The sequence below is a fragment of the Brachybacterium phenoliresistens genome (assembly GCF_000576425.1).
Taxonomy (GTDB): Bacteria; Actinomycetota; Actinomycetes; order Actinomycetales; family Dermabacteraceae; genus Brachybacterium; species Brachybacterium phenoliresistens.
This window is the reverse complement of the sequence record NZ_KK070007.1, coordinates 22,021-45,782: the sequence shown is the minus strand read 5'-3', so window position 1 is coordinate 45,782 and position 23,762 is coordinate 22,021. Positions and strand designations below refer to the sequence as shown.

17 protein-coding genes are annotated in these 23,762 nt (G+C 74.4%); 9 read left to right on the top strand and 8 right to left on the bottom strand.

Going from position 1 to position 23,762, the window contains the following annotated elements; all coding sequences use genetic code 11:
* From BF93_RS17070 to BF93_RS17045, 6 genes are all read left to right on the top strand, one after another.
* Complete coding sequence (locus tag BF93_RS17070) at nt 1–879, top strand: carbohydrate ABC transporter permease (RefSeq protein WP_038374304.1); 879 nt, start codon at nt 1–3, stop codon at nt 877–879.
* 95 nt (nt 880–974) lie between these two features.
* Nucleotides 975–1,775, top strand: a complete 801-nt coding sequence (locus tag BF93_RS17065) for a ThuA domain-containing protein (RefSeq protein WP_038374302.1) — start codon at nt 975–977, stop codon at nt 1,773–1,775.
* The gene (locus BF93_RS17060) at nt 1,772–2,929 is read left to right on the top strand and encodes a Gfo/Idh/MocA family protein (protein WP_038374301.1); all 1,158 of its coding nucleotides are present in this window, start codon (nt 1,772–1,774) and stop codon (nt 2,927–2,929) included. The genes BF93_RS17065 and BF93_RS17060 overlap by 4 nt, the downstream gene beginning before the upstream one ends.
* Before the next feature lie 45 nt (nt 2,930–2,974).
* Nucleotides 2,975–4,069 carry a LacI family DNA-binding transcriptional regulator gene (locus BF93_RS19170; protein WP_051487144.1) on the top strand — a complete coding sequence of 365 codons (1,095 nt, stop codon included), beginning with the start codon at nt 2,975–2,977 and terminating at the stop codon, nt 4,067–4,069.
* Entirely contained in the window at nt 4,066–5,805 is a 1,740-nt protein-coding gene (locus BF93_RS17050) for an ABC transporter transmembrane domain-containing protein (RefSeq protein WP_084148664.1), read from the top strand. The genes BF93_RS19170 and BF93_RS17050 overlap by 4 nt, the downstream gene beginning before the upstream one ends.
* A complete protein-coding gene (locus BF93_RS17045; RefSeq protein ID WP_038374299.1) occupies nt 5,802–7,718 on the top strand; it encodes an ABC transporter ATP-binding protein in 1,917 nt (638 codons plus the stop codon). Before BF93_RS17050 ends, BF93_RS17045 begins: the two co-directional genes overlap by 4 nt.
* 178 nt (nt 7,719–7,896) lie before the next feature.
* On the opposite strand, the gene BF93_RS17040 is transcribed toward BF93_RS17045, so the two are convergent.
* The 4 genes from BF93_RS17040 to BF93_RS17025 form a co-directional block, all read right to left on the bottom strand.
* A complete protein-coding gene (locus tag BF93_RS17040; protein WP_038374298.1) occupies nt 7,897–9,039 on the bottom strand; it encodes a hypothetical protein in 1,143 nt (380 codons plus the stop codon).
* Nucleotides 9,036–10,412, bottom strand: a complete 1,377-nt coding sequence (locus tag BF93_RS17035) for an acyltransferase family protein (protein ID WP_232226482.1) — start codon at nt 10,410–10,412, stop codon at nt 9,036–9,038. The genes BF93_RS17040 and BF93_RS17035 overlap by 4 nt, the downstream gene beginning before the upstream one ends.
* Nucleotides 10,413–10,499: 87 nt before the next feature.
* Complete coding sequence (locus tag BF93_RS17030; RefSeq protein WP_038374296.1) at nt 10,500–11,171, bottom strand: response regulator; 672 nt, start codon at nt 11,169–11,171, stop codon at nt 10,500–10,502.
* Nucleotides 11,168–12,631 (bottom strand): sensor histidine kinase, encoded by a 1,464-nt coding sequence (locus tag BF93_RS17025; RefSeq protein ID WP_051487143.1) that lies wholly within the window; start codon nt 12,629–12,631, stop codon nt 11,168–11,170. The genes BF93_RS17030 and BF93_RS17025 overlap by 4 nt, the downstream gene beginning before the upstream one ends.
* Before the next feature lie 464 nt (nt 12,632–13,095).
* On the opposite strand from BF93_RS17025, the gene BF93_RS17020 reads away from it, so the two are divergent.
* Nucleotides 13,096–16,899 carry an efflux RND transporter permease subunit gene (locus BF93_RS17020; protein ID WP_084148663.1) on the top strand — a complete coding sequence of 1,268 codons (3,804 nt, stop codon included), beginning with the start codon at nt 13,096–13,098 and terminating at the stop codon, nt 16,897–16,899.
* Nucleotides 16,900–17,006: 107 nt separating this feature from the next.
* On the opposite strand, the gene BF93_RS17015 is transcribed toward BF93_RS17020, so the two are convergent.
* Nucleotides 17,007–17,357, bottom strand: a complete 351-nt coding sequence (locus BF93_RS17015; protein WP_038374295.1) for an MmcQ/YjbR family DNA-binding protein — start codon at nt 17,355–17,357, stop codon at nt 17,007–17,009.
* A 202-nt stretch (nt 17,358–17,559) separates the two neighbouring features.
* Between BF93_RS17015 and BF93_RS17010 the strand changes: the two genes are divergently transcribed.
* Both BF93_RS17010 and BF93_RS17005 read left to right on the top strand, forming a co-directional pair.
* On the top strand, nt 17,560–17,871 hold the full coding sequence (locus BF93_RS17010) for a putative quinol monooxygenase (protein WP_038374294.1): 312 nt from the start codon (nt 17,560–17,562) through the stop codon (nt 17,869–17,871).
* A gap of 140 nt (nt 17,872–18,011) precedes the next feature.
* Nucleotides 18,012–19,472: a sulfatase family protein gene (locus tag BF93_RS17005; protein ID WP_038374292.1), complete on the top strand. Its 1,461-nt coding sequence runs from the start codon at nt 18,012–18,014 to the stop codon at nt 19,470–19,472.
* 57 nt (nt 19,473–19,529) lie between these two features.
* Here the strand turns inward: BF93_RS17005 and BF93_RS17000 are convergent, their stop codons facing one another.
* The 3 genes from BF93_RS17000 to BF93_RS16985 all read right to left on the bottom strand — a co-directional run bounded on the left by BF93_RS17000 (nt 19,530) and on the right by BF93_RS16985 (nt 23,674).
* Nucleotides 19,530–21,050 (bottom strand): sulfatase family protein, encoded by a 1,521-nt coding sequence (locus BF93_RS17000; RefSeq protein WP_038374291.1) that lies wholly within the window; start codon nt 21,048–21,050, stop codon nt 19,530–19,532.
* Between the two features lie 114 nt (nt 21,051–21,164).
* Nucleotides 21,165–22,244, bottom strand: coding sequence for a LacI family DNA-binding transcriptional regulator (locus BF93_RS19165; protein ID WP_051487142.1), 1,080 nt, complete (start codon nt 22,242–22,244; stop codon nt 21,165–21,167).
* The gene (locus tag BF93_RS16985) at nt 22,241–23,674 is read right to left on the bottom strand and encodes an MFS transporter (protein ID WP_038374288.1); all 1,434 of its coding nucleotides are present in this window, start codon (nt 23,672–23,674) and stop codon (nt 22,241–22,243) included. The genes BF93_RS19165 and BF93_RS16985 overlap by 4 nt, the downstream gene beginning before the upstream one ends.
* Between the last annotated feature and the right edge of the window lie 88 nt (nt 23,675–23,762).

Below are 23,762 nucleotides of genomic sequence, written 5' to 3'. Positions count from 1 at the left end.
ATGACCGCAGCCACCGCCCCCTCCGCCTCCCCGGCCTCGCCCGGTCTCGCCCCGCGCTCCGGATCCCGCCGCCGTCGCGGGCGCGCCGCCGCGCACACCGCCCTCGGCATCCTGTTCGTCGCGATCATGCTGTTCCCCGTCTACTGGATGGTCAACGCCTCCCTGGCCCCCGGCGGCAACAGCCTGAACACGACCGTGCTGCCGCTGCGCCCCGACCTCGGCGGCTACACGCGGGCGCTCGCCGACCAGGGCCCCAACCTCGTCACCTCGCTGATCGTCGCCATCGGCGCCGCGGTCCTGTCCCTCGTGCTCGCCGCGCCCTGCGCCTACGCGCTGGCCCAGTTCCGGATCAAGGGCACCGGCGTGCTGCTGTTCCTCATCCTGGTCAGCCAGATGGTCCCCGGGATCGTCATCGCCAACGCGCTGTACACGGCGTACACCCCGCTGGGGCTCATCAACACCATCCCGGGCCTGATCCTGGCCGATGCCACCGCCGGCGTCCCCTTCGCCATCCTCATCATGCGCGCGTACCTGGAGACCTTCCCGACCTCCATCGTCGAGGCGGCGCGGGTGGACGGCTGCGGGCACGTGCGGGCCTTCTGGTCGATCGTCCTGCCCGTCAGCCGCAACTCCCTGATCACCGCCGGGATCTTCTCCTTCCTGTTCGCCTGGAGCGACTTCCTCATGGCGCTGACCCTCACCACGGGGGAGAGCATCCGCCCCGTCACCCTGGGGCTGTACACCTACATCGGCACCAACGACACCGACTGGAGCGCCGTCATGGCCACCGCCGTGCTGTCCTCGCTGCCGGCCGTCGTCCTCATGATCGCCGCGCAGCGCTACATCGCCGCCGGCGCCACGGGAGGCGCCGTGAAGTAGCCTTCCGGCGCCGGCGCCTGCTCGCGCCCCACCCGCCTCACCCCGCCTGCCTCACCACCGCGCACCGTCACCACCCCTCCGAGAGGACCCCTCCCATGACCCATCCTGCGACCCCGCTCCGCGTCACCGTCTGGGGCGAGAACCGCCATGAGCAGCGCGACGAGCGCGTGCGCGCCCACTACCCCGAGGGCATGCACGCGGCGATCCGCGACGGCATCGTCGAGAACCTCGGCGACGCCGTGACCACCCGCTTCGCCCTGCTGGACGATCCCGAGCACGGCCTGAGCGAGGAGGTCCTCGCGCAGACCGACGTGCTCACCTGGTGGGGCCACATGGCCCACGACGAGGTCTCCGACGAGGTCGCCGAGCGCGTCCAGCGCCACGTCCTGGCCGGCATGGGCCTGGTCGTCCTGCACTCCGGGCACTGGTCCAAGCCCTTCGTGCGCCTCATGGGCACCACCTGCACCCTGCGCTGGCGCAACGAGTCCGACCGCGAGCTGGTGTGGACGGTGAACCCCTCCCACCCCATCGCCGAGGGCGTGCCGCACCCCATCGTCATCCCCGAGCAGGAGATGTACGGCGAGCACTTCGACATCCCGGTGCCCGACGAGCTGGTGTTCGTCTCCTCCTTCAGCGGCGGCGAGATCTTCCGCTCGGGCTGCACCTTCCGCCGCGGCAAGGGCAAGATCTTCTACTTCAGCCCCGGCGACCAGGACTACCCCGTCTACCAGCACACGGACGTGCGCCGCGTGATCGCCAACGGCGTGCAGTGGGCGCGCCCGGCCGTCGCCGACCGCGAGGTCCCCTTCCTGGACCGCTACCCCACCGACTGGTTCCTCACCGGTGAGGGCGGCCAGGGCGTGGGCGACGCCGAGGCTGCGGGGAAGGACGCATGAGCGCCCCCGAGCCGCAGACCGCCCCGCCGGCGGAGCAGGGCGCCGAGCCGCTGCCCGTCGTGGTCGTCGGCGCCGGCGGCATGGGCCGCGCCTGGATCGGCACCGTGCTGCGGTCCGATGCGGTGCGCCTGGTCGGCGTGGTCGACATCGTCCCCGGCGCCGCCGAGCGCGCCGTCGCCGAGACGGTGCCGCCGCAGCGGCGCGAGGGCGTCGTCGCCGGCACCGCCCTGGCGCAGGTCGTCGAGGCCTCCGGCGCGCGCGCCGTGGTCGACGTGACCATCCCCGCCGCCCACCACCCCGTGACGACCGAGGCCCTGCACGCGGGCCTGCCGGTGCTCGGCGAGAAGCCCTGCGCGGCGACCCTCGCCGAGGCGCTGTCCCTGGCCGGCCACGCCGAGACGACCGGGACGCTGTTCATGGTCTCCCAGTCGCGGCGCCACAACCCGCACCTGCGCGAGGCGCGGCGCCTGGCCGAGGAGCTGGGCGGCGCGGGCGTGGTCACCACCCGCTTCTCCCGGGCGCCCCGCTTCGGCGGCTTCCGCGAGGAGATGGCCCACCCGCTGATCGTCGACATGGCCATCCATGCCTTCGACGCTGGCCGCGTGCTCATCGACGCCGACCCGGTGAGCGTCGACGCGGTCAGCGCGAACCCGCCGTGGAGCTGGTACGACGGCGACGCCGTGGCGACGGTGACCATCCGCTACGCCTCGGGCGCGACGCACACCTACACCGGCTCCTGGTGCTCCCCCGGGGAGGAGACCAGCTGGAACGGCCGATGGTCGCTCAGCTGCCCCCGCGGCACCGTGGCCTGGGACGGGGACACCGTGCCCTCGGCGACGGGCGAGGACGGGCAGCAGCTGCCGGGCCGCGCGCCGGGTGCCGAGGAGCTGTGGGAGCTGGACGCGTCCCTGGACGCCTTCGCCCGCGCGGTGCGCGAGGGCACCACGCCCGAGTCCGAGGTCCACGCGAACATCTGGACGCAGGCCATCGTCGAGGCGGCCGTGCGCTCGGCCGATGCGGGCCGCCGCGTCACCCTCGACGAGGTCCTCGACGAGGCGCTCGCCGAGGCGAAGGCCCTCGACGCCGCCGGGGGATGGAGCTCCGCGCTCACGACGTGGGAAAATGGCGCGTCCGGCCTGAGCAGGGTGCGCTGATGCGCCCCGTCGGCGCGGGCCGCTGAGCCAGAGGGGACGGGAGCCGTGCGCAGGAAGCAGCCCACCAGCCAGGACGTCGCGCGCCTGGCCGGGGTCTCGCAGAGCACCGTCAGCTATGTGCTGACCGGCTCCCGTCCCATCTCCGCCGCCACCCGCGCCCGGGTGGAGGACGCCATCGAGAAGCTCGGCTACCACCCCAACTCCGGCGCCCGCTCCCTGCGCTCGCGCCGCAGCGGGGTCATCGGCCTGATGATCCCGCAGGCCCGGGTGGGCCGCTCCGAGGCCGTCACCTTCATCGAGGCGATCAGCCACGAGGCGCGCCGCCACGGCTACGACATCCTCCTGGTCACCGCCCAGGAGGGCGCCGCCGGGATCCATCGCGTGGTTCGCACCGGCGTGTGCGAGGCGCTGATCCTCATGGAGCTGGACCGTCGCGACGAGCGCGTGGCCGCGGTGCTGGACTCCGGCCTGCCGGTGGTGCTGATCGGCATTCCGGAGCAGCTCGACGGGATCTGCGCCGTCGACCTCGACTTCGAGCGCCTGGGGAGGATGGTCGTGGACCGTGCCCTCGGCGAGGGCTGCGCGCGGCTGTTCCTGTTCGGCGGCATGACCGCGCGCCTGCACCGCAACGAGGTCTCCCGCTTCCTCGACGGCGTCCAGGCGCAGGTCGAGGAGTCGGCGGCCCGCGAGCCCGGGCGCCGGCTCGAGATCGTCCACGATGCCGCACCGATCCCCGAGGTGCTGGACCGCGCCCGCGCCCTCACCCCCGCCGGCTCCCGCACCGCCGTCTTCGGGCTGGGCCATGCGCCGGAGCTGCTGTTCTCCGCGGCCGCCTCCGGCGCGCTCACGGACCCCGCCCTGTCCCTGATCGCCCTGACCGGCGAGGAGCTCGCGGAGGTCAGCCCCCTGCTCGCGGACGTGCCCCGCATCGACCCGCGCCGCGTCGAGGTCAGCGAGATCGCCGTGCGCGAGCTCGTGCGCCTGCTGCGCACCCCGGGCGCCACGCCCCGCGTGCAGCTCGTCGAGCCCGCCTGGGCCGCCCCGCCCTCCGCGGACGCCGCGCCCGACGGGGCCGGTGCACCTGCGGCCTCCGCGGTGCAGCCCGCCCTGCCCGCCCCCTCAGGAACCGAGGTCCCATGACCCCCGCCCCCGCGACCGGCGGAGCCCTGCTGCGCCGCGCCCTGCGCCGACGCCTCGGGCTCGTGGTCCCCGGCCTGCTGCTCATGGCGACCTGGCAGATCTGCGAGGCGCTCGTGCCGATCTCCATCGGCCTGATCATCGACCACGCCGTCGTCCCGCGGGACCGCGGGGCCCTGGCGATCTCGGTGCTGGGGCTGCTGGCCCTGTTCGCGGTGCTGTCCTTCGGGTACCGCTGGGGCGCCCGGCGCATGAACACCGCCCTGCAGCGCGAGGCGCACGACCTGCGCGTCGAGGTGGCCCGCCACGCCCTGCTCACCCGAGGGGCCCTCGAGGGCCGCCGCCCCGGGGCGGTGCTGTCGCTGTCCTCGGCCGATGCCGACGTCGCCGCGACCGTGTTCCGGCAGATCGGCGTGGGCGGCGCCTCCCTGATCGGCATCCTCGGCGCCTCCGCCTACCTGCTGTGGGCGGATCCGCTGGTGGGGCTGGTCGTGATCGCCGGCGTGCCGCTGACCCTCGCGATCATCGCCGGCCCCTCCCGTCTCATCTCCCGCCGCAGCGGCGACCAGCAGCGCGCCGTCGCCGAGGCCAGCGCCGTCGCCGGGGACACCATGGCCGGCCTGCGCATCCTGCGCGCCATCGGCGGCGAGGCCTGGGCATCGGCCCGCTACCGCCGGGCATCGGCCGATGCGGCCCGTGCCGGGGTGCGCACCGCCGACGTCTCCGGCCGGGTGGCCGGACTCGGGGCCGTCGCCGTGGGCCTGATCCTCGCGGGCGTCGTCGTGGTCGCAGGATGGCGGGTCAGCACCGGCGACCTCAGCGTCGGCCAGCTGGTCTCGGTGATCGGCGTCGCGGTGTTCTTCGCCGAGCCGATCCAGACCCTCACCGCCACCATGGCGGTGCTCGCCCGCTCCCACGGCGCCGCCGGCACCATCGCCGAGTTCCTCGCCGCCGGCCACGACGAGGCCGCCGGGGGCGCCCGGCCGCAGGGCGCCGAGGTGCGCATCGACGGCCTCGCCCTGGGGCCCGGCCAGCACCTTGACCTGCAGGTCAGGGACGGATCGCTGTGCGTGATCGACGTCGCCGACCCGGCCGCCGCCGCCCGCCTCGGCGCGGCGCTCGGCGGGGGAGAGGGCGCGGACCGCATCCGGATCGGCGGGGCGTCGCGGGCCGCCGCGCCCCGTCCCCTCGCCGGCTGCCTCATCCTCGCCCCGCACGCCGCGGACCTCTTCGCCGGCACCATCCGCTCCAACATCACGATGCTCCACGACCCCGCCGCGCCGGTCGATGAGGACGTCCTCGCCGCCAGCGCGAGCGACGAGGTGCTCGGCGTGGTCACCGGCGGCCTGGACCACGAGGTGCGCGAGGCGGGCAGCAACCTCTCCGGCGGGCAGCGCCAGCGCATCGCCCTGGCCCGAGCCCTGCACGCCGACCCCGACGTGCTCGTGCTGGAGGATCCCACCAGCGCCGTGGACTCCGTGACCGAATGGAGCATCGCCCGCGGCACCGCCCGCCACCGCCGCGGCCGCACCACGGTCGTGATCACCAGCTCCCCGGCGTTCCGCGCCCTCGCCGACCAGGTCGTGGAGATCCCCGCCGGCGACGCCGCCGCGCCCGGTGGCACCGCCGCGGCCGGAGGAGCCGGGGCCGCGGTGTCGGGGGAGGACCCCGGACGGGTCGAGGGCACCGGCCGCGCCGACGAGGACGGCCGCGCCCTGGCCGAGGAGTGCGCCCGATGAGCGCGACCACCGCCGCACCGGAGACCGCCGCGCGGATCCTGCCCACGGCGGGCCGCCGCCGCGTCCTCGCCGCGATCCGCCCCCTGCTGGCTCGGCGCCTCGGCCTGCTGCTGCTGATCGCCGTCGCCGGGCTGGTCACCGCGCTGACCGGGCTGGTCGGACCGTGGATCGTGGGAGATCTCGTCGACGAGCTCGGCGCGGGCTCCGGTCTGCGGCCCGTCGTGACCGGCGCCGTCTGGATCCTCGCGGCCGGGATCCTCGGAGCCGTGGGGACGTGGCTGGGCCGATGGTGGATGGGCGCGCTCGCCGAGCCCGCCGTCGCCGCCCTGCGCGAGGACGTGCTCGACGCGGCCCTGGACGTGGACTCCGCCGTGATCGAGACCGGCGGTCGCGGCGACCTCGTCTCCCGCGTCGCCGAGGACGCCCGCATCGTCTCCGACGCCGCCTCCACCATCCTGCCGATGTTCCTCCAGTCGCTGTTCGTCGTGGTCGTCTCCGCCGTCGGCATGAGCGCCGTCGACTGGCGGCTGGGCCTCGTGGGGCTGATCGCCGTGCCGATGTACGCGCTGACCCTGCACTGGTACCTGCCGCGCTCCGGTCCGATCTACCGCGAGGAGCGGCGGGCCTTCGGCGTCCGGTCCCAGCGGATGCTCGGCGGCATCGGCGGCGCCGCGACGCTGCGCGCCTACGAGGCCGAGCACGTCGAGCTCGAGCGCATCGACGACGCCTCCGCCCGTGCCCGCGACCTGTCCATCGACGTGTTCCGGTTCCTCACCCGCGCGTTCTCCCGCAACAACCGCGCCGAGGCCGTGGTGCTGTCCGCCCTGATCATCACCGGGTTCTGGCTCGTGGACGGCGGCAGCCTGAGCGCCGGAGGCGTGGCGACGGCCGCGCTGCTGTTCCACCGCCTGTTCAACCCCATCGGCGCCCTCGTGGGCATGTTCGACGAGATCCAGTCCGCCGGGGCGTCCCTGGCGCGGATGGTCGGCGTGATCGACCTGCCCGGCTCCGCCGCCGAGCGCGCCCTGGCCGGGGAGGCCCCGCGCGCCGCCGCGCCCGGCGCCCCCGAGGTCGGGCCCGATGCCGTCGGGCCCGATGCCGCCGGGTCCGATGCCGGCTCCGCGGTCGGGTCGGCGGCGGTCGCCTCCCGGTCTGCGGCCGGCGACGCCCGGTCCGCGGCTGCGCCGGCCGGACTGCTGCTGCGCGGCATCGGCCACTCCTACGAGGAGGGCCGCCCCGTGCTCGCGGGCATCGACCTCGAGATCGCCCCCGGGGAGGTCGTCGCCGTGGTCGGGGCGACCGGCGCCGGGAAGTCGACCCTCGCCCAGATCGTCGCCGGCACCGTCCCCGCCCGCGAGGGCACCGTGCTGCTGGACGGCACGGGGGTGCGGCAGCTGCCGGCGGCAGAGCTGCGGCGCCGGATCTGCATGGTCAGCCAGGAGGTCCACGTGTTCGCCGCCACCCTCGCCGAGAACGTGCGGGTCCCGCGCCCCGAGGCCTCGGACGCGGAGGTCGGGGCCGCGCTCGCCGCCGTGGGCGCGGCGCCCTGGGTCGCCGCCCTGCCCGAGGGGACGGCCACCGTGGTCGGCGACGGCGGGCACCGCCTCACCCCGATGCAGGAGCAGATGCTGGCGCTGGCCCGCGTCGCCCTCGCCGACCCGGCCTTCGTCGTCCTGGACGAGGCCACCGCGGAGGCCGGCTCCTCCGGCGCCCGCGACCTCGAACGGGCCGCCGGCGCCGTGCTCGCCGGACGCGGCGGTCTGGTCGTCGCCCACCGGCTGTCCCAGGCCGTCACCGCCGACCGCGTGATCGTCATGGAGCGCGGGCGCATCGCGGAGATCGGCACCCACGAGGAGCTGCGCCACGGGCAGGGCCTGTATGCGCGGCTGTGGGAGGCGTGGACCGCCCGCTGATCCGGCGGTTCCGGCGGGCTGCGGACACGGCAGTTCGGGCTGGTCGTCGGCCCCGTGGTCCCGGCTGGCTGCGGATCCGGCGGTTCCGGCCGGCCACGGATGCGGCCGTACCGGCGGGATGCGGACACAGACGGCGGTCTGAGGTCCTCGAGCCAGGCGATTGCCTGGTTCGCGGACCTCAGGCCGCCGTTCGTGCACGGCCCGCGTGCACGAGAGGGCGCCCCGACGCCACCGACCGGGTCCAGGACCCCTCGACGGCGCCCGCGGTCCCCTCGGCGGCCCGCGGGGTCCCCTCGGCACCGGTGGCACGACGAGACGCGGGAGCCGGTGGTGCGGCCGAGCCGGAGCGGCCGATGGCCGGCGCGGGAGCCGGGGCGGCGGCCGCACCGGAGCGGCCGATGCCGATCACGCCGGCTGCGGCGAGCGTGCCCAGCGCCACCAGCGCCAGGGCGGCGCCCGGGGTGGGGGAGCTTTCCTGCAGCACGAGCGTCCCGACCAGCGCGGCGGTGAGGGTCTCGGCGATGGTCAGGCCGGCGACCACGGCCGTCGGAGGCAGGCTCGCGTGGCTGCGCTGCACCAGGACGGCGGAGACGGCGGCCCCTGTGCCCATCAGGGGCAGGGCGAGCAGGGCGTCGGGGCGGGTGATCGTCTCCAGCAGTCCGTCGCGCTGCACCAGGCCGGTGAGGACCTTGAACACGACGGCGATGCCGGCGAAGCCGGTCGCCCCGGCGACCAGGCCGGCCATCGGCAGCAGCTGCGGCCGCCGCGCCGCCGCGGCGCGCCGCCCATGCCGGGAGGCGCCGCCCCAACCGCCCCGCCCGACACGGGCGGGACGACCGGCGCGGGCCCGGCGGAGGCGGTCCAGGGCCATCACCAGCAGGCCGGCGCCCAGGACCGTCGCCTGCACGACGAGGACGGCATGCAGCTGACCGTCGAGCTGTGCGGGCAGCGCCGAGCCCGGGTGGGCGGCGATCACCGTGATCACGCCGAGCACCCCGACCAGGCAGGCGAGGATCGCCGCGATCAGCCGCCGGGTCAGGGCGATGCGCGCGGCGCGGACGCCGATGGCCGTGGAGGCGATCAGCGAGACGACGCTCATCGACTGGACGATGCTCACCGGTGCCAGCGCCAGGGAGGAGATGCTCAGCAGCACGGACGTCCCCAGCAGGGACACCCCGGTGACCCAGCGGGGGCTACGCAGCAGGGCGCGCCACGACCCGGCCCCGCGGTCGGTGACCGCCCGCGACTGCAGCTCGACCCCCACCGCGAGGATGATCGCACTGGTCAGCGCGATGGCGATGCCGAGCGTCGCGCCGCTCATCGGGCGAGCCCCGCCGGGGCCGCGGCGGACGCATCGGGCGCATCGGACCCGACGGATGCCACGGGGGCGGCGGCGCGGATCCGCAGCAGGGCGAGGACGAGCAGCGGGGCGCCGAGCGCGATCGCGAGCGGCCCGGAGCCCGCGGCCAGCACCAGGCCGACGCCGAGGACGGCCAGAAGCACCGCCTGCGCGGCGCGGGCGGGGGAGTCGGTGGCGGGAGGCATCGGGCGCCGCTCGAGCCCGCCGATCACCGCGGCCACCGCCGCGGTCCCCAGCAGCGCGAGGGCGATCCACAGCGGGCGGCCGATCCACCAGGCGGCGGTGGAGGGGGCGGGCATCTCCAGCCCCGTGCTCGCGGTGAGCAGGGCGCCGGCCGCGGCCATGACCAGCAGCACCGGCAGGTTCCACAGGTAGATCGTCATGGCGCGGGCCGAGACGAACTCCGTGGGCGCGGCGACGCGGGGATGCGCGGCGAGGGCCGTGATCTGCGGGCGCAGCAGCGAGAACACCGCGACCTGGGCGGTGCCCAGCAGCAGGAGCGCCGAGGTCGGCGGGTTGAGGTTCTCGACGAGGTCGGGGGAGAAGACGCCTGCCGCGCAGGCGACGGCCAGCAGCACGAGCGCGCCGATCCCGGCCCCGGCGCGCACGCTGCGCGGCAGCGCGTCGATCCGGCCCTCCGCGAGGTGGAACCCGGCCTGCTGGAGGGCGAGCCAGACTGCGGCGAGGTTCAGATACCCGAACGCCTCGACGCCGCCGGCGACCCGCAGCGCGTCCACGAGCACGGCCGCGGCGACCAGGGCGGCCAGGCTCCGCCGGGGTGCGCGCTCGTGCGCGGCGAGCATCGCCGGCAGCAGCGCCTGGCAGGCGAGGAACACGCCCAGGAACCACAGGGGCTGGCCGTAGCGGGCGGCGGCATCGGCCAGGATCTGCGGCGCGATGCCGTCGCCGGCGCCGAGCAGGGCGAGGACCGGGCCGGCCGTGAGGATCGAGAGCAGCGCCGGCACCAGCAGCCGGTGCACGCGCCCGGCCACGAAGCCGGCCGCCGTCGTCCCGCGGGCGGCGCCGCGGCGCCGCGCATGCAGGCCCGCGAAGCCGCCGATCACGAAGAACAGGGGCATGACCTGCAGGAACCAGGTCAGCGGCGGGTACCAGGCGGCGCCGGCCGGGGTGTAGTCGAGGACCGCGCCGGAGGCATCGGCCGTGACGCCCAGCTGCAGGGCGTGCAGCGAGACGATGACGACGATGCACAGGGCGCGGACCAGCTCGATGCCGCGGTCGCGTCCGGTGAGCGGGCGCGGGGCGGGCCGGCGGGACGGGACGGGGCGGCGATGCCGCGGGGACATGCGCCGCAGCGGCGGCGTGGCGGTGACCATGGGGCTCCTCCTCGGGGATGTGCGAGGAGGCTATGGACGCGGTGCCCGGGCGGACATCACCCTGCGGAGCCGCATCGGCCCCGTACCTCAGGGGGAGGGGGCGGCCAGCCCGGTGTCGTAGGCGAAGATGACCGCCTGCACGCGATCGCGCGCCCCGATCTTCGCCAGCAGCTTGCCGACGTGGGTCTTCACGGTCTGCTCGGCGATGAACAGGTCGGCGGCGATCTCCGCGTTGGACATGCCGCGCGCCATCCGCACGAGCACCTCCCGCTCCCGGTCGGTGAGCTGGGCGAGGATCGCGCCGGCGCGAGGCGGCCGCGGCTTCTGCGCGGCGAAGTGCGCGATGACCCGCCCGGTCACGCTCGGGTCCAGCAGGGCGTCCCCCGCCGCGACCAGGCGCACCGCGCGGACCAGCTCCTCCGGTGCGGCGTCCTTGAGCAGGAAGCCGCTGGCCCCGGCCTGCAGCGCCTCGTACACGTAGTCGTCGATGTCGAAGGTGGTGAGCATGATGATCCGCGGGGCGTGCGCGGAGGGCCGATGCGGATCCAGGATCTGCCGCACGGCGGCGATCCCGTCGAGCTCGGGCATCCGCACGTCCATGAGGATCACGTCCGGGCTCAGCCGGGCGGCCGCCGCCACGGCCTCGCGGCCGTCCGCCGCCTGCGCCAGGACCCGGATCCCCTCCTGCGCGTCCAGCAGCGCGGCGAACCCGGCGCGCACCATCCCCTGGTCATCGGCGATCAGCACGCTGATGGTCATGGCCCCTCCTGCACGGTCCCCGTCCCGGGGAGGACCGCCTCGACGCGCCATCCTCCCACGGGCTCCGGGCCCGCCTCGAGGGTGCCGCCCAGCAGTGCGGCGCGCTCGCGCATGCCCCGCAGGCCGCGCCCCGGACCGGGGGAGGGCGGCGCCGGATGCCCGGGCCGCTCCGGCTGCTCGGGATGCGGCCCTCGGGCCGAGGGGACCTGCCGCCGGGGATCCTGCTGCCCCGGATCCTGCCGCCGGGGATCCTGCTGCCGGGGGTCCTGCCGTCCCGGACGGGGCCCCGGGGCCGATGCCTCGGCTGGGCCGTTGCGGACGAGGAGCCGCAGGGCCGGCCCGTCGGCCGCGACCTCGACGCGGATCAGGGCGCCCGGCGCATGGCGGACGGCGTTGCTCAGCGCCTCCTGGACGATCCGGTAGGCGGAGATCTGCACCGAGGGCGGCAGGTCGAGGGCCGGCAGGGCCTCGGGCGGCGGCGCCGTCTCCAGCTCGACCTCCGCCCCGGCGCGGCGCAGGCCCTCCACCAGCTGCGGGATGTCGGCGATGCCCTGCTGCGGGGCCAGCTCGGGGCCCTGCTGCTCGGTGCGCAGCACGCCCAGCAGCCGGCGCATCTCGGTGAGGGACCCGCGGGCGGAGGCGGCGATGTCGTCGAACTCGGCGGCCGCCGCATCGGGCAGATCCGGGATGCGGTAGCGCGCCGTGGAGGCCTGCACCTGGATCAGTGACATGCCGTGGGCGACGACGTCATGCAGCTCCCGGGCGATCCTCGCCCGCTCCTCCACCAGGACGCGCCGCTCCTGCTCCGCCGCGGTCAGCTCGCGCTGGCTGCTGAGCTCCCGGCCCAGACGGTTCCGGCCGGCCAGCAGCACGGCGACGAGGTACGCGGCCAGGACCAGGGAGCCCGTCACGATGAGATCGACGCGGGCCACGCCCGGCGCCGCGGCGCCCGGGCGCAGCCACGGGGCGGCCATCGTCCCCGCCGCCCCGATCAGCACCGGCACCAGGGCCATCCGCCAGCCGTGCTCGAGACCGAGGACGGCCACCAGGGCGACCGCCGCGATCATCGCGGGCACCGACCACGGCCACGGCCACGACGTCGCCAGATCCGCCGGGACCAGCAGCGGCAGCGCGAGCGCTGCGACGCCGAACGCGGCGATCGCGAGGCGCGGCCGGATCAGCGCGAGGGGCGCCGCCCCGCACAGCGCCGCCCCGAGGGCGAGGGCCAGCGGCACCGGCACCGCGTAGAGGACGGCGTGCACCGGCACGGCGACCGCGCACAGCACGACCGACGCGGCGAGCAGCACGATCTCCGGCCGGCGGAGGCTCCGGCGCCGCGCCGCCGCGGCCGGGGCGCCGCGGGGGGCCGATGCGGCGGCGGGGGAGGGCGCGGCCGGGCCGGCGGGGTCGGGAGGGTCGGCGCGACCGGCGGCGGGGTCGGCAGGGTCGGGGGTGTCCACAGCCCGAGGCTACGGAGGTCCGGCACGGCGCGCATCACCCTGCGGGCCCGGCCCGCCCCCTCCCTGCGAGCCACTCCCGCGCCGCCCCGCCCGCCTCTCGCACCGCTCCGCCCGCCGCCGGCGGACACGGACGGCTGCCCCAGGGCCTCGAGCCAGGCGATTGCCTGGCTCGAGGCCCTCAGACCGCCGTTCGTGCACGGCCGGCCGGCGGGCACCCTCCGGAAGTCCAGGGTCGGATCATCCGGAAGGATGACCCGCCGCGCGCGGCGGTAGACCCTCGACGGGCGCGGTGCCGAGGCCCGCCCTGACAGCCTGGAGCCTGGGCTGGGTGTGCCGCGCCCTCCGCCTGCCGTGGCCTGCCTGCCCCGCTGTCCCGACGTTCCGGTCGCCTCGCGCGACCCGCCGCCTCACCGGAACCGCTGTCTCGCCTGACCTGCCGCCTCGCCCCGCCCTGAAGGAGCACCATGACCGCCCTGACCCGGATGAGCCTGCTGAATCGATTGGTGGTCGGGCTCATCGCCGCGCTCGTCGCCGTGTTCGGGGTGGTCGCGACGACGTCCCTGAACCAGGAGACGCTGCCCTCGCTGTCGACTCCCGGCATCATCGTCACCGGCGTGATGCCCGGGGCCTCGCCGGACGTGGTCGAGAAGCAGGTCACCGAACCGGTCGAGACGGCGCTGTCCTCCGTCTCGGGCATCGACAGCGTCTCCAGCGACACCTCCACGGGCACGATGACCGCCATCGTCCTGTGGCCCTTCGGCGAGGACGAGGACGAGATGTCCGACTCCGTGCGCTCCGCGGTCGACGGGGTGAAGTCGTCCCTGCCCACGGGGGCCGAGGTGGAGGTCGTCTCCGCCGCGATCGACGACACCCCTGTGCTGCAGGTCGCCGTCGCCGGACCGGGCGAGGCCGATCAGCTGGGCGAGCGGGTCGAGAACACCCTGGTGCCGGAGCTCGAGGGCGTCACCGGCGTCTCCCGGGTCGATGTCATCGGCCGCACCGAGCAGGAGCTGCGCATCACCGTGCGCGAGCAGGACGCCGAGGACCTCGACGTCGCCGCGACCTCGATCCCGCAGTCCCTGCAGAGCGCCGGGGTCGTCACCCCGGCCGGCGAGGGCCTGGTGGACGGCAGGACGCTGTCGATCGAGGTCGGCTCGGCCCTCGGCACCGTCGAGGACGTCGAGGCCATCCCGGTGACCACGGCCGACGGCGACACCGTGGCCCTGGCCGATGTCGCCGACGTCGAGCTGGTCTCCTCCGAGCGGACGTCGATCGCCCGCGCCGGCGGCGAGGACGCGCTGATCGTCTCCGTCGTCAAGGACAAGGACGCCAACGTCGTCTCCGTCTCCCACGGCGTGAACGAGGTGCTCGAGCGCGCCGGCCCCGAGCTGGGCGACGGCGTCTCCTTCACCACCCTCTTCGACCAGGCCCCCTACATCGAGCAGTCCATCCACGACCTCACCGTCGAGGGCGGTCTGGGCCTGCTGTTCGCCGTGCTCGTGATCCTCGTGTTCCTGGGCTCGTTCCGCTCCACCCTGGTCGCGGCGATCTCCATTCCGCTGTCCCTGCTGGTCGCGATGATCGGCCTGTGGGTCGGCGGCTACACCCTGAACATGCTGACCCTGGGCGCCCTGACCATCGCCGTGGGGCGCGTGGTCGACGACTCCATCGTCGTCATCGAGAACATCCGGCGACGCCAGGGGACCGACGACCTGACCGTCCCCGACATCGTCGACTCGGTGCGCCAGGTCGCCGGGGCGATCACCGCCTCCACCCTGACCACCGTCGCCGTGTTCCTGCCGATCGCCTTCGTCACCGGCATCGCCGGGGAGCTGTTCTCGCCCTTCGCCGTCACCGTCAGCCTGGCGCTGCTGGCCTCGCTGCTGGTCGCCCTGACGATCGTCCCGACCGTCAGCTACTGGGTGCTGCGCCGTGCGCCGCGCCCCCTGAAGCCCGCGAAGCAGCAGTCCTCCGACGCCCGCTACGAGGCGTGGCAGGATCGCCAGCAGGCCCGCGCCCAGGCGCGGTACGAGAAGGCCCAGGCCCGCATCGACCGCCGCAACACCGCCCGGGCCGCCAAGGGCCGCGCCCTGCTGCCCGACGCGCAGCGCGAGCATCCCCTCGCCCCCACCGCCCACGGGGAGGCGTCCACGCCCGTCGACGGCCTGCAGCGCCGTCTCATGCCCGCCATCCGCACCGCCCTGCGCCACCCCGGCCGCACCCTCGCCCTGTCCGTCGTGATCCTCGTGGTCACCCTCGGCATGTCCGGCCTGCTGCGCACCGACCTGCTGGGCAGCCAGGGCCAGACCTCCCTGGCCGTGACGCAGACCCTCGAGCAGGGCACCACCCTCGCCGACAGCGAGGAGGCCGCCCGCCTGGTGGAGGCCCAGCTGGAGGAGGACCCGGACGTCGAGTCGTACGTGTCCTCGATCCAGGCCGCCACCGGCAGCGGCTCGAACTCCTTCACCGTCACCCTGCGCGACGACTCCGACACCGTCGCCGCCACCAGCCGCCTGCGCACCACCATGGGCACGCTCCAGGGCGCCGGGGAGATCGAGGTGCAGGACCTCGCCTCCTCCGCCGTCAGCCAGGACGTCGAGATCCGCCTGACGGGCGAGGACATCGGCGATCTCGAGACCGCCTCGCAGGACGTCGCGGACGCCGCCGGCGAGCTGGACGGCGTCGAGAGCGTCCGCAGCGACCTCGCCGCCGAGCAGTCCGTGATCCGTGTGGACGTGGACCGCCGGGCCGCCGCGGAGCAGGGCTTCACCCAGGCCGATGTCGGTCAGGCCGTCGCCGCCGCGATCGACGGCACGCCCGCCGGCACCGTCACCCTCGAGGGCACCGAGCGGGACATCGTCATCGCGCCGACGCATCCCGGAGCAGGCCCCGAGGAGATCGCCGCGCTCGAGCTGCCCGTCACCCCGCGGCAGACCCAGCTCGCCCAGGAGGCCGAGCAGGACGAGCTCGAGGCCATCGCCGACGAGCGCGCCGACAAGGCCGAGCGCGAGGCGGAGGAGGCCGCCGACGAGCAGCTCGAGTCCGCCCGCGAGGCCCGCGACCAGGCCGAGCAGGCCGTCGAGGACGCCCGCGAGCAGCGCGAGGCCCTCGACGACCCGGCCTCCCTCGCCCCGCAGGACCCGGCGGCCGCGCTCGAGGAGCAGCGGGAGGCGGCCGACGAGTTCGTCGAGCAGGCCGAGCAGGGCTATGAGGACGCGCAGACCGCCGTCGAGGAGCTCGAGGAGGCCCGCGAGGAGCAGCAGTCCGACCGCCAGGAGCAGGAGGAGCTCACCGAGCGCCAGGAGGGCCTGGCGGACATCACCGGCGAGCCCGTCACCGTCGGCGACATCGCCACGGTCAGCCAGGAGCAGGTGCCCACCACCATCACCCGCCAGGACGGGACCCGCCAGGTCACCGTGAGCCTCACCCCCGGCCCGGACCAGCTGAACACGGTCTCGGCGGGCGTGGCCCAGCTGACCGCGGACACCGACCTCCCGGCCGGCGTCAGCTTCGTGGTCGGCGGCGCCGAGGAGGAGATGATGGAGTCCTTCAGCCAGCTGGGCATCGCCATGCTCGCCGCGATCGCCCTGGTGACGCTGGTGATGATCGCGACCTTCCGCAGCCTCATCGAGCCGCTGATCCTGCTGGTCTCCATCCCCTTCGCCGCCACCGGCGCCGTCCTGCTGCTGCTGCTCACGGACACCGCGCTGGGCCTGCCCTCGCTGATCGGCCTGCTCATGCTCATCGGCATCGTCGTGACCAACGCGATCGTGCTGATGGACCTGATCGGGAAGCTGCGGGCGGAGGGCATGGAGCTCATGGACGCCGTCCTGCACGGGACGCGGCTGCGCCTGCGGCCGATCCTCATGACGGCGGCGGCGACGATCTTCGCGCTGGTGCCGATGTCCCTGGGCCTCACCGGCGGCGGCATGTTCATCTCGCAGCCGCTGGCGATCGTCGTGATCGGCGGCCTGACCAGCTCGACCGTCCTCACGCTGGTGCTGGTGCCGGTGCTGTACGTGCTGGTGCGCGGCGGCCGCGAGAAGCGGCGGGCGCGCCGGCAGGCCCGCCGCCAGGCGCGGGAGGCCCGCGCCGAGCGCCGCGCCCGCGACCTCGCCGGGAGCGAGGCGGGGGAGGCGACCGCGGCCGGAGCGGCGGAGGGCGAGGCCTCGGAGCGGCCCACCCACCGCGCCGACGAGCAGGATCCCGCCCGGCCGGCGCGCCGCGACGGGGAGGGCCCCGCGGACCCGGCTCCCGCCGGCGCCTGACCGCCCCGGTGCTCGATCCGCGCCGTCTCCCGACGGGATGACGGCGGGGATCGAGCACCGGGCAGCGGGTGCGGCAGGGCGGGGCGCGGCAGGGCGGGGGCGCGGCGTCAGAGCCGCTCGCGTGCGGTGCCTGTCTCCCGCAGGCGCCGTGGAGCGCGGGCGTCCCAGGCCGCCCCGAGCAGCTCGGCGAGCTCGTCGACCTCGATCTCCGCGAGGCGGACCAGCACGCTGGCGTGGCCGCGGTAGTGGTCGGTCGTGAAGAGGACGGCGGGATCCGCGGCGAGCAGCGCCTCCTTCTCGTCGAGATCCGGGACCCAGCAGACCAGCACCTCGGGCATCTCGTGCATCCGGGCGAAGATCCTCCCGGCGACGAAGAACGCGGGGGTGCCGTAGCTGGGCTTCTCCGAGACCTCGGGCAGGGCGGTGGCCAGGCGTCGGACGTCGTCCTCGGTGCTCATGGCAGATCCTCCTCGATCGCGCCCCCGCCGCCGTGCCCCTTCGAGCGGCGGTCGCCGCGCCCGCGCCGCGCGGTTCCCTCCGAGCCGAGCACGTCGCCAGGGGCGGGGCAATGGTCGGGCCGATCCGGCCCGTCGCCTCGACTTCCCCGGGCCGGTCCGGGAGGATGGTGCGGTTCGCCGAACCCCTGCTGAAGGAGTCACCATGACCGTCGTCGTCACCGCCGTGTTCTACCCCGCCGAGGGCAAGAAGGAGGAGCTCGCGCAGGCGATGCAGCGCGGCATCTCGGCCGTCCACGAGGAGAAGGGCTGCGAGCTCTACGCGATCCACGACGCCGAGGACGGCACCATCACGATGATCGAGAAGTGGTCCACCGTCGAGGATCTCGACGTCCACGGCGGCGGCGCCGCGGTGAAGATCCTCAACGAGGACATCGACGGCCTGACCACCAAGCCCGTCCTGGTCACGCGCATGACGCCGATCCCCGCCGGCACCGACGCTCAGGGCCTGCTCTGACCTCCGCCTGCCGGGGCTGATCCCCGGCGCCTCGTCCCGACGCGGGGCGCCCGCCGAGCCGCGGGCGCCCCGCGGCTCGACTTCCGGGCGGCGCAGGGCGAGGATGGAGAGGTCCGATCTTTCGCCGACGAAGGACCTCCATGACCCGCCCCGCCGCCCGCCCCCGGCCCAGCATCCTGTTCGTCCTCACCGACGACCACGCCGCGCACGCGATCTCCGCCTACGGCAGCCGCGTGAACTCGACCCCGAGCATCGACCGCGTGGGCGCGGAGGGCGCCCGCCTGGACGCGATGTACTGCACCAACTCGATCTGCACGCCCTCGCGCGCGTCGATCCTCACGGGCACGTACAGCCACGTCAACGGCGCCTGCTCGATCTACTCCCAGTTCGACTACCGGGTGCGGACCTTCCCCGAGGTGCTGCAGGAGCGCGGCTACCGCACCGCCCTGTACGGCAAATGGCACCTGGGCACCGCCGAGAAGGCCACCCCGCGCGGCTTCGAGGACTGGAAGGTGTTCCCCGACCAGGGCGACTACGTCGACCCGGTGATGTACGGGCCGGGCGGGCAGGAGCGGATCCGCGGCTACGCGACGGACATCATCACCGCGCAGGCCACGTCCTTCCTCGACGAGCTCGGGGCCGATGACCCCTTCTGCCTGCTGGTCCACCACAAGGCTCCGCATCGGCCGTGGGTGCCGCACCCGCGCCACGAGCACCTCTACGAGGTCGGCACCATCCTCGAGCCGGAGACCATCGGCGATGACCATGAGGGTCGCAGCGACGCCGTGCGGCAGGTGCGGATGACCCTGGACGACCTCACCGAGCACGACGTGAAGGAGCCGGTGCCTGAGGAGCTGCGCGGCGAAGAGAGGCTGCGCGAGCGCAGCGCCTGGAAGTACCAGCGCTACATGCGCGACTACCTGCGCACCGTCCAGGCCGTCGACGACTCCGTGGCCACCCTGCTGGACTGGCTCGAGGAGCATGACCGGGCCGAGGACACCATCGTCGTCTACACCTCCGACCAGGGGTTCTTCCTGGGCGACCACGGCTGGTTCGACAAGCGCCTCATGTTCGACGAGTCGCTGACCATGCCGTTCCTGGTCCGATGGCCGGGGCAGATCCCCGCCGGCACCGAGGTCGAGGCGATGGCCACCAACGTCGACATCGCCGCGACGCTGCTGGAGGCCTGCGGGGTGGAGCCCGCGGCCCTGCCCGCCCAGCAGGGCCGCAGCCTGCTGCCGTGGCTGCGCGGGGAGAGCGTCGAAGACTGGCCCGACGCCGTCTACTACCGCTACTGGGAGCACGACGAGCCCGCCCACCACGCCCCGGCCCACTACGGGATCCGCACCCGCACCCACAAGCTGATCCACTACTACAACGACGGGCTCGGCTCGCCGGGCTCGAGCGATGCGGTGTGGCCCGCGCAGTGGGAGCTGTACGACCTCGTCGCCGATCCGGCCGAGCTCACCAACGTGGCCGAGGACCCCGCCTACGCGGGGATCCGCGCCGAGCTCGAGGCGCAGCTGGCGCGGCTCCAGGCCGACGTGGGCGATGCGCCCTACGCCGGCCCGGACACGCCGCGGCTGGACTGGTCGGTCTGACGGACCGCGGCGGGACGCCCGGGAGCGTCCCGCCGCGGGGCGGGGACCCGCCGCGGGTCAGCGGCTGGAGGCGTCGATCGCCGCCACGTACTCCGCGACGCGCGCGAAGATCTCCTCGTCGTAAGGGCCCCATTCCGGGTGCGGGGTGTCGGGGCCGCGGTAGGGCTCGTCGGCATAGCGCTCCTGGTACTGGGCGAGCAGCGCCTCGAGCTGCCCACGGACCTCCGCGTACGCCGGGTCGTCGGCGATGTTGCGCACCTCGATGGGATCCGCCTGCAGGTCGTACAGCTCCCATTCGCTCTCGAAGATCCGGTCCGAGGCGCCGGGGACGCCGAGACCGGCGCCGTAGTAGTGGATGAGCTTGTGGCTGCGCGTGCGGATCCCGTAGTGCGCCGGGGCGTGGTGGATCGGGTCGTCGTGCTCCCAGTACCGGTAGTACATCGCCTCGGGCCAGTCCTCGACCTGCTCGCCGCGCAGCAGGGGCAGGAAGCTGCGGCCCTGCGAGGTGGGCAGCACCTCCGCGGCATCGAGACCGCAGGCGTCCAGGAAGGTCGCGGCGAAGTCGACGTTGGTGATGATCTCCTCGCAGCGGGTGCCCGGGGCGATCGCGGCGGGCCAGCGGATCAGCATCGGCATCTGCAGGGACTGGTCGTACATGAGGCGCTTGTCGAACCAGCCGTGGTCCCCGAGGAAGAAGCCCTGGTCGGAGGTGTAGACCACGAGGGTGTTCTCCGCCAGCCCCCGCTCCTCGAGGTGGTCCAGCAGGCGACCGACGTTGTCGTCGATCGACTGGATGCACTGGAGGTAGTCGCGCATGTAGATCTGGTACTTCCAGCGCATCCGCTCCTCGCGGTTCTCCGCGCCGCGCAGGTGCTCGGGGACCTCCTGCTTGAGGTCGTCGGCGCCCATGTCGTCGGCGATGCTCATGTGCACGCCGCGCACCGCCTTCGACCGGGACTCGAGGTCGTCGAAGAACGTCTCCGGCTCCGGGATGGTGCCGTCGGCGTAGAGGTGCCGGTGCTTCTCGTCGGGGACCCACGGCCGGTGGGGAGCCTTGTGGTGGACCATCGCCAGGAAGGGCTTCTCGGGGTCGTCGGCGACCAGGCCGTCGATCCAGTCGATCGTCATGTCGGTGACGATGTCGGTGGCGTAGCCCTCGACGATGCGGGGGCCGTTCTCGTCGATCATCTCGGGGTCGACGTAGTCGCCCTGGCCGGGGAAGATCGTCCAGTCGTCGAAGTCGCGGGGGAGCGAGTGGCCGTGCTCGCCCAGGTGCCACTTGCCGAACATGGCGGTGCGGTAGCCGTTCTCGCGCAGGCACTTCGCGAAGGTCGGGACGCGGTAGTCCATCTCGGTCCAGATGGAGGAGACGCCGTTGACGTGGCTGTAGGTGCCGGTGAGGATCGAGGCGCGCGAGGGGCTGCAGATGGAGTTCGTGCAGAACACGGCGTCCATGCGCATCCCCTCCTGCGCGATGCGGTCCAGGTGGGGCGTGCGGTTGACGCGGCTGCCGTAGGCGGAGATCGCGTGGGCGGCGTGGTCGTCGGACATGATGAAGACGATGTTGGGACGGGGCATAGGGCGTTCCTTCGGACGGAGGGTGCGGTGGTGGCATCGGGGGCGGGCATCGGGACGGGGGCACGGCTAGGCGATGTCGCGGGGACCGGCGGCCGGGCGACCGGTCGCAGGGGATCAGCCCTGCGGCGGTGGGGCCTGCCCGGGCGGCGGCTGGATCCGGGGCGTCAGCATCACGTGCTCGTGGCGAGCATCGGGGCGCAGCTCCCCGGCGAGGAGCTCCACGGCTCTCTCCCCGGCCTCCTGCAGCGGTAGCGCGGAGTAGATCAGACGCTCCCACAGCTCGATCCGGGGCCAGCCCGAGGCCAGGGAGGCGACGGTCGTCCCGGGGAAGCCCGCGGTCACGACGGACAGCGTCGCCTCGACGTCGGCGCCCCAGGAGCACAGCACCGCCGTGCTGCCCGCGGGGCCATCGGCCTCGGACAGCGCCGCCCGCAGGCGCGCCGTGAGGCGATCGAGGTAGGTGCGGTCGAGTCCGGGGTCCTGACCCGTCCGCCGCAGCTCCTCGTCCCGCAGTCCGGTGCTGACGACCTGGAGGGCGAGGCGGTCGGCCCGGCCCAGCGCCCGCATGAGCGCGGCCTGGCGCTCCCGCTCGGCACGGGAGGAGACCTCGGGCCGCAGGTGCAGGACGGTGGTGATGCCGCGGCCCCTGAGCTCCTGGACCATGGACTCGGCTCCGGCGGCGTAGTCGAAGTCCACGCTCGAGTACGGCGCCTCGGGGCCCGGGGCGCCGGCGTCGATCGTCACCAGCGGTGCCGAGCCGTCGGCTGCCGCCTCGACCAGGAGCTCCGGGACCGAGACGTCGTCGTGGCCGATGAAGATGAGCCCGTCCAGCAGGCCGCTGCGGCAGTCGTCGATGAAGGACGCCCCGCTCGCGTCGGGGAGCACCGCCATGCGGAACCCGTGCCCGGTGATCGCGGTACCCGCCCCCTGCACGATCGCCGCATACCGCAGGAAGGTGAGCGGCTTGCTCACGACCACGCCGATGCTCCGGCTGGAGCGGGACTGCAGGGACCGGGCGATGCCGTTGGGGGTGTACCCGAGCTCCTTGGCGATGCGTCGGATCCGCGACCGGGTCTCGGCCGCGAGACGCACGCGAGATTCGTCGTTCAGCGCGTAGGACACGGTGGAGACGGACACATGGGCCGCAGCGGCGACGTCCTTGAGCGTCGGGCGGGAGGCGGCGCGGGGGATCATGCCGACGCCTCCGCCTCGGTGCGGCGGCGTGCGAGCTCCTGCACCGTGCTCTCCACGCGGCGGCGCCCCAGCGGGTACGCCAGCAGCAGGATCGCGGCCGCGACGAGGAACAGGATCCCGGGGACGAGGGTCGCGACGGCGTAGATCCCCTGGATGGTCGCGGGGGTCTGCACGGTCTCGGCGGCACGGAAGCCGACCATGCCCAGGGCGAACCCTCCGAGGCCACCTGCTGCCGCCTGCCCGAGCTTGCGGGCCCAGGTGTTCACGGCGTAGACCGTGCCGTCGTCGCGCTCGCCGCTGCGGCGCTCCTCGTCGTCGATGACGTCGCCGATCAGCGCCCACACCATGAGGTTGTAGAACCCGATGCCGAAGCCGGCCGCGAACGCCATGGCGATGAATACCCAGGGGGAGGTGATCTGCAGGAGGAAGATGACGATGTAGAGACCACCGGCGAGCACGAGCGAGGCCGTGACGACCTCCTTCTTGCCGAAGCGGGCCGCGAGGCGCGCCGCGACGGGCGCCAGCAGCAGTCCGGGCAGGTACGAGGTCAGCTGGGCGGGCCCGGACAGGGCCCCGTCATTGAAGTGGTAGAGCCACAGGTAGGCGGCCATCGTGCCCATCAGCAGCGAGCCCAGCATGATGACGATGTTCGCCGTGACCAGGGTGAGCAGAGGGCGGCTGGTGACCAGCGACCGCGCCAGGGACCCGAAGCTGCGACGGTGCGCGACGTCGACGGGGGCGCTGACGCGCTCGCGGACGTTCGCGAAGCACAGGAAGTACCAGAGCACGGCCAGCACGGAGAACACCGCCGCGACCGCGAACATGCGCTGCGGGTCGAGCCGGGAGGTGCCGTCGACCATCGTGTAGATCAGCAGCGGCGGCACGAGCGAGACGAACAGCCCCGCGAAGTTCGCGCCGATGCTGCGGAAGACGGACAGCGAGGCCCGCTCGGCGGGGACGATCGTCATCACCGAGGCCATCGACCCGTAGGAGATGTTCGTGGTCGTGTAGCAGATCGAGCCCCACAGCAGGTAGGTCGCCACCGCATAGGCGAGCTTCGCGCCGTAGGCCCAGTCGGCCGTGAAGGGCACGTACAGCAGCATGCTCGCGATGCCGACGGGGATCGCCATGCGCCCGATCCACGGCCGGAAGCGACCCAGGCGGCTGGGACGGTGGCGGTCCAGGAAGCGGCCCCAGCCGATGTCCGTGAACGCATCGATGAGCCGCGCCGCCAGGAACAGCAGACCCACGTGCGCGGCCTCGAGCCCGGCGACGTTGGTGAAGTAGACCATCAGGTACGCGGAGGCCAGGATGAACGTGAAGTCGTTGCCCAGGTCCCCGAACAGGTAGCCGATCCTGTCGCGGAGGCCGAAGGGGCGCGACGGCGCGAGCGTCGAGGCCGGGCCGGTGGCGGTGGCGGTGGTGGACATGTCTCTCCTTCGAGTCGCGCGGCCGCAGCGGGAGCGGGACGTCGGTGTCGAGTGCCTCGAGCGCCGGGCCGTGTGGTTCGACCGTAGG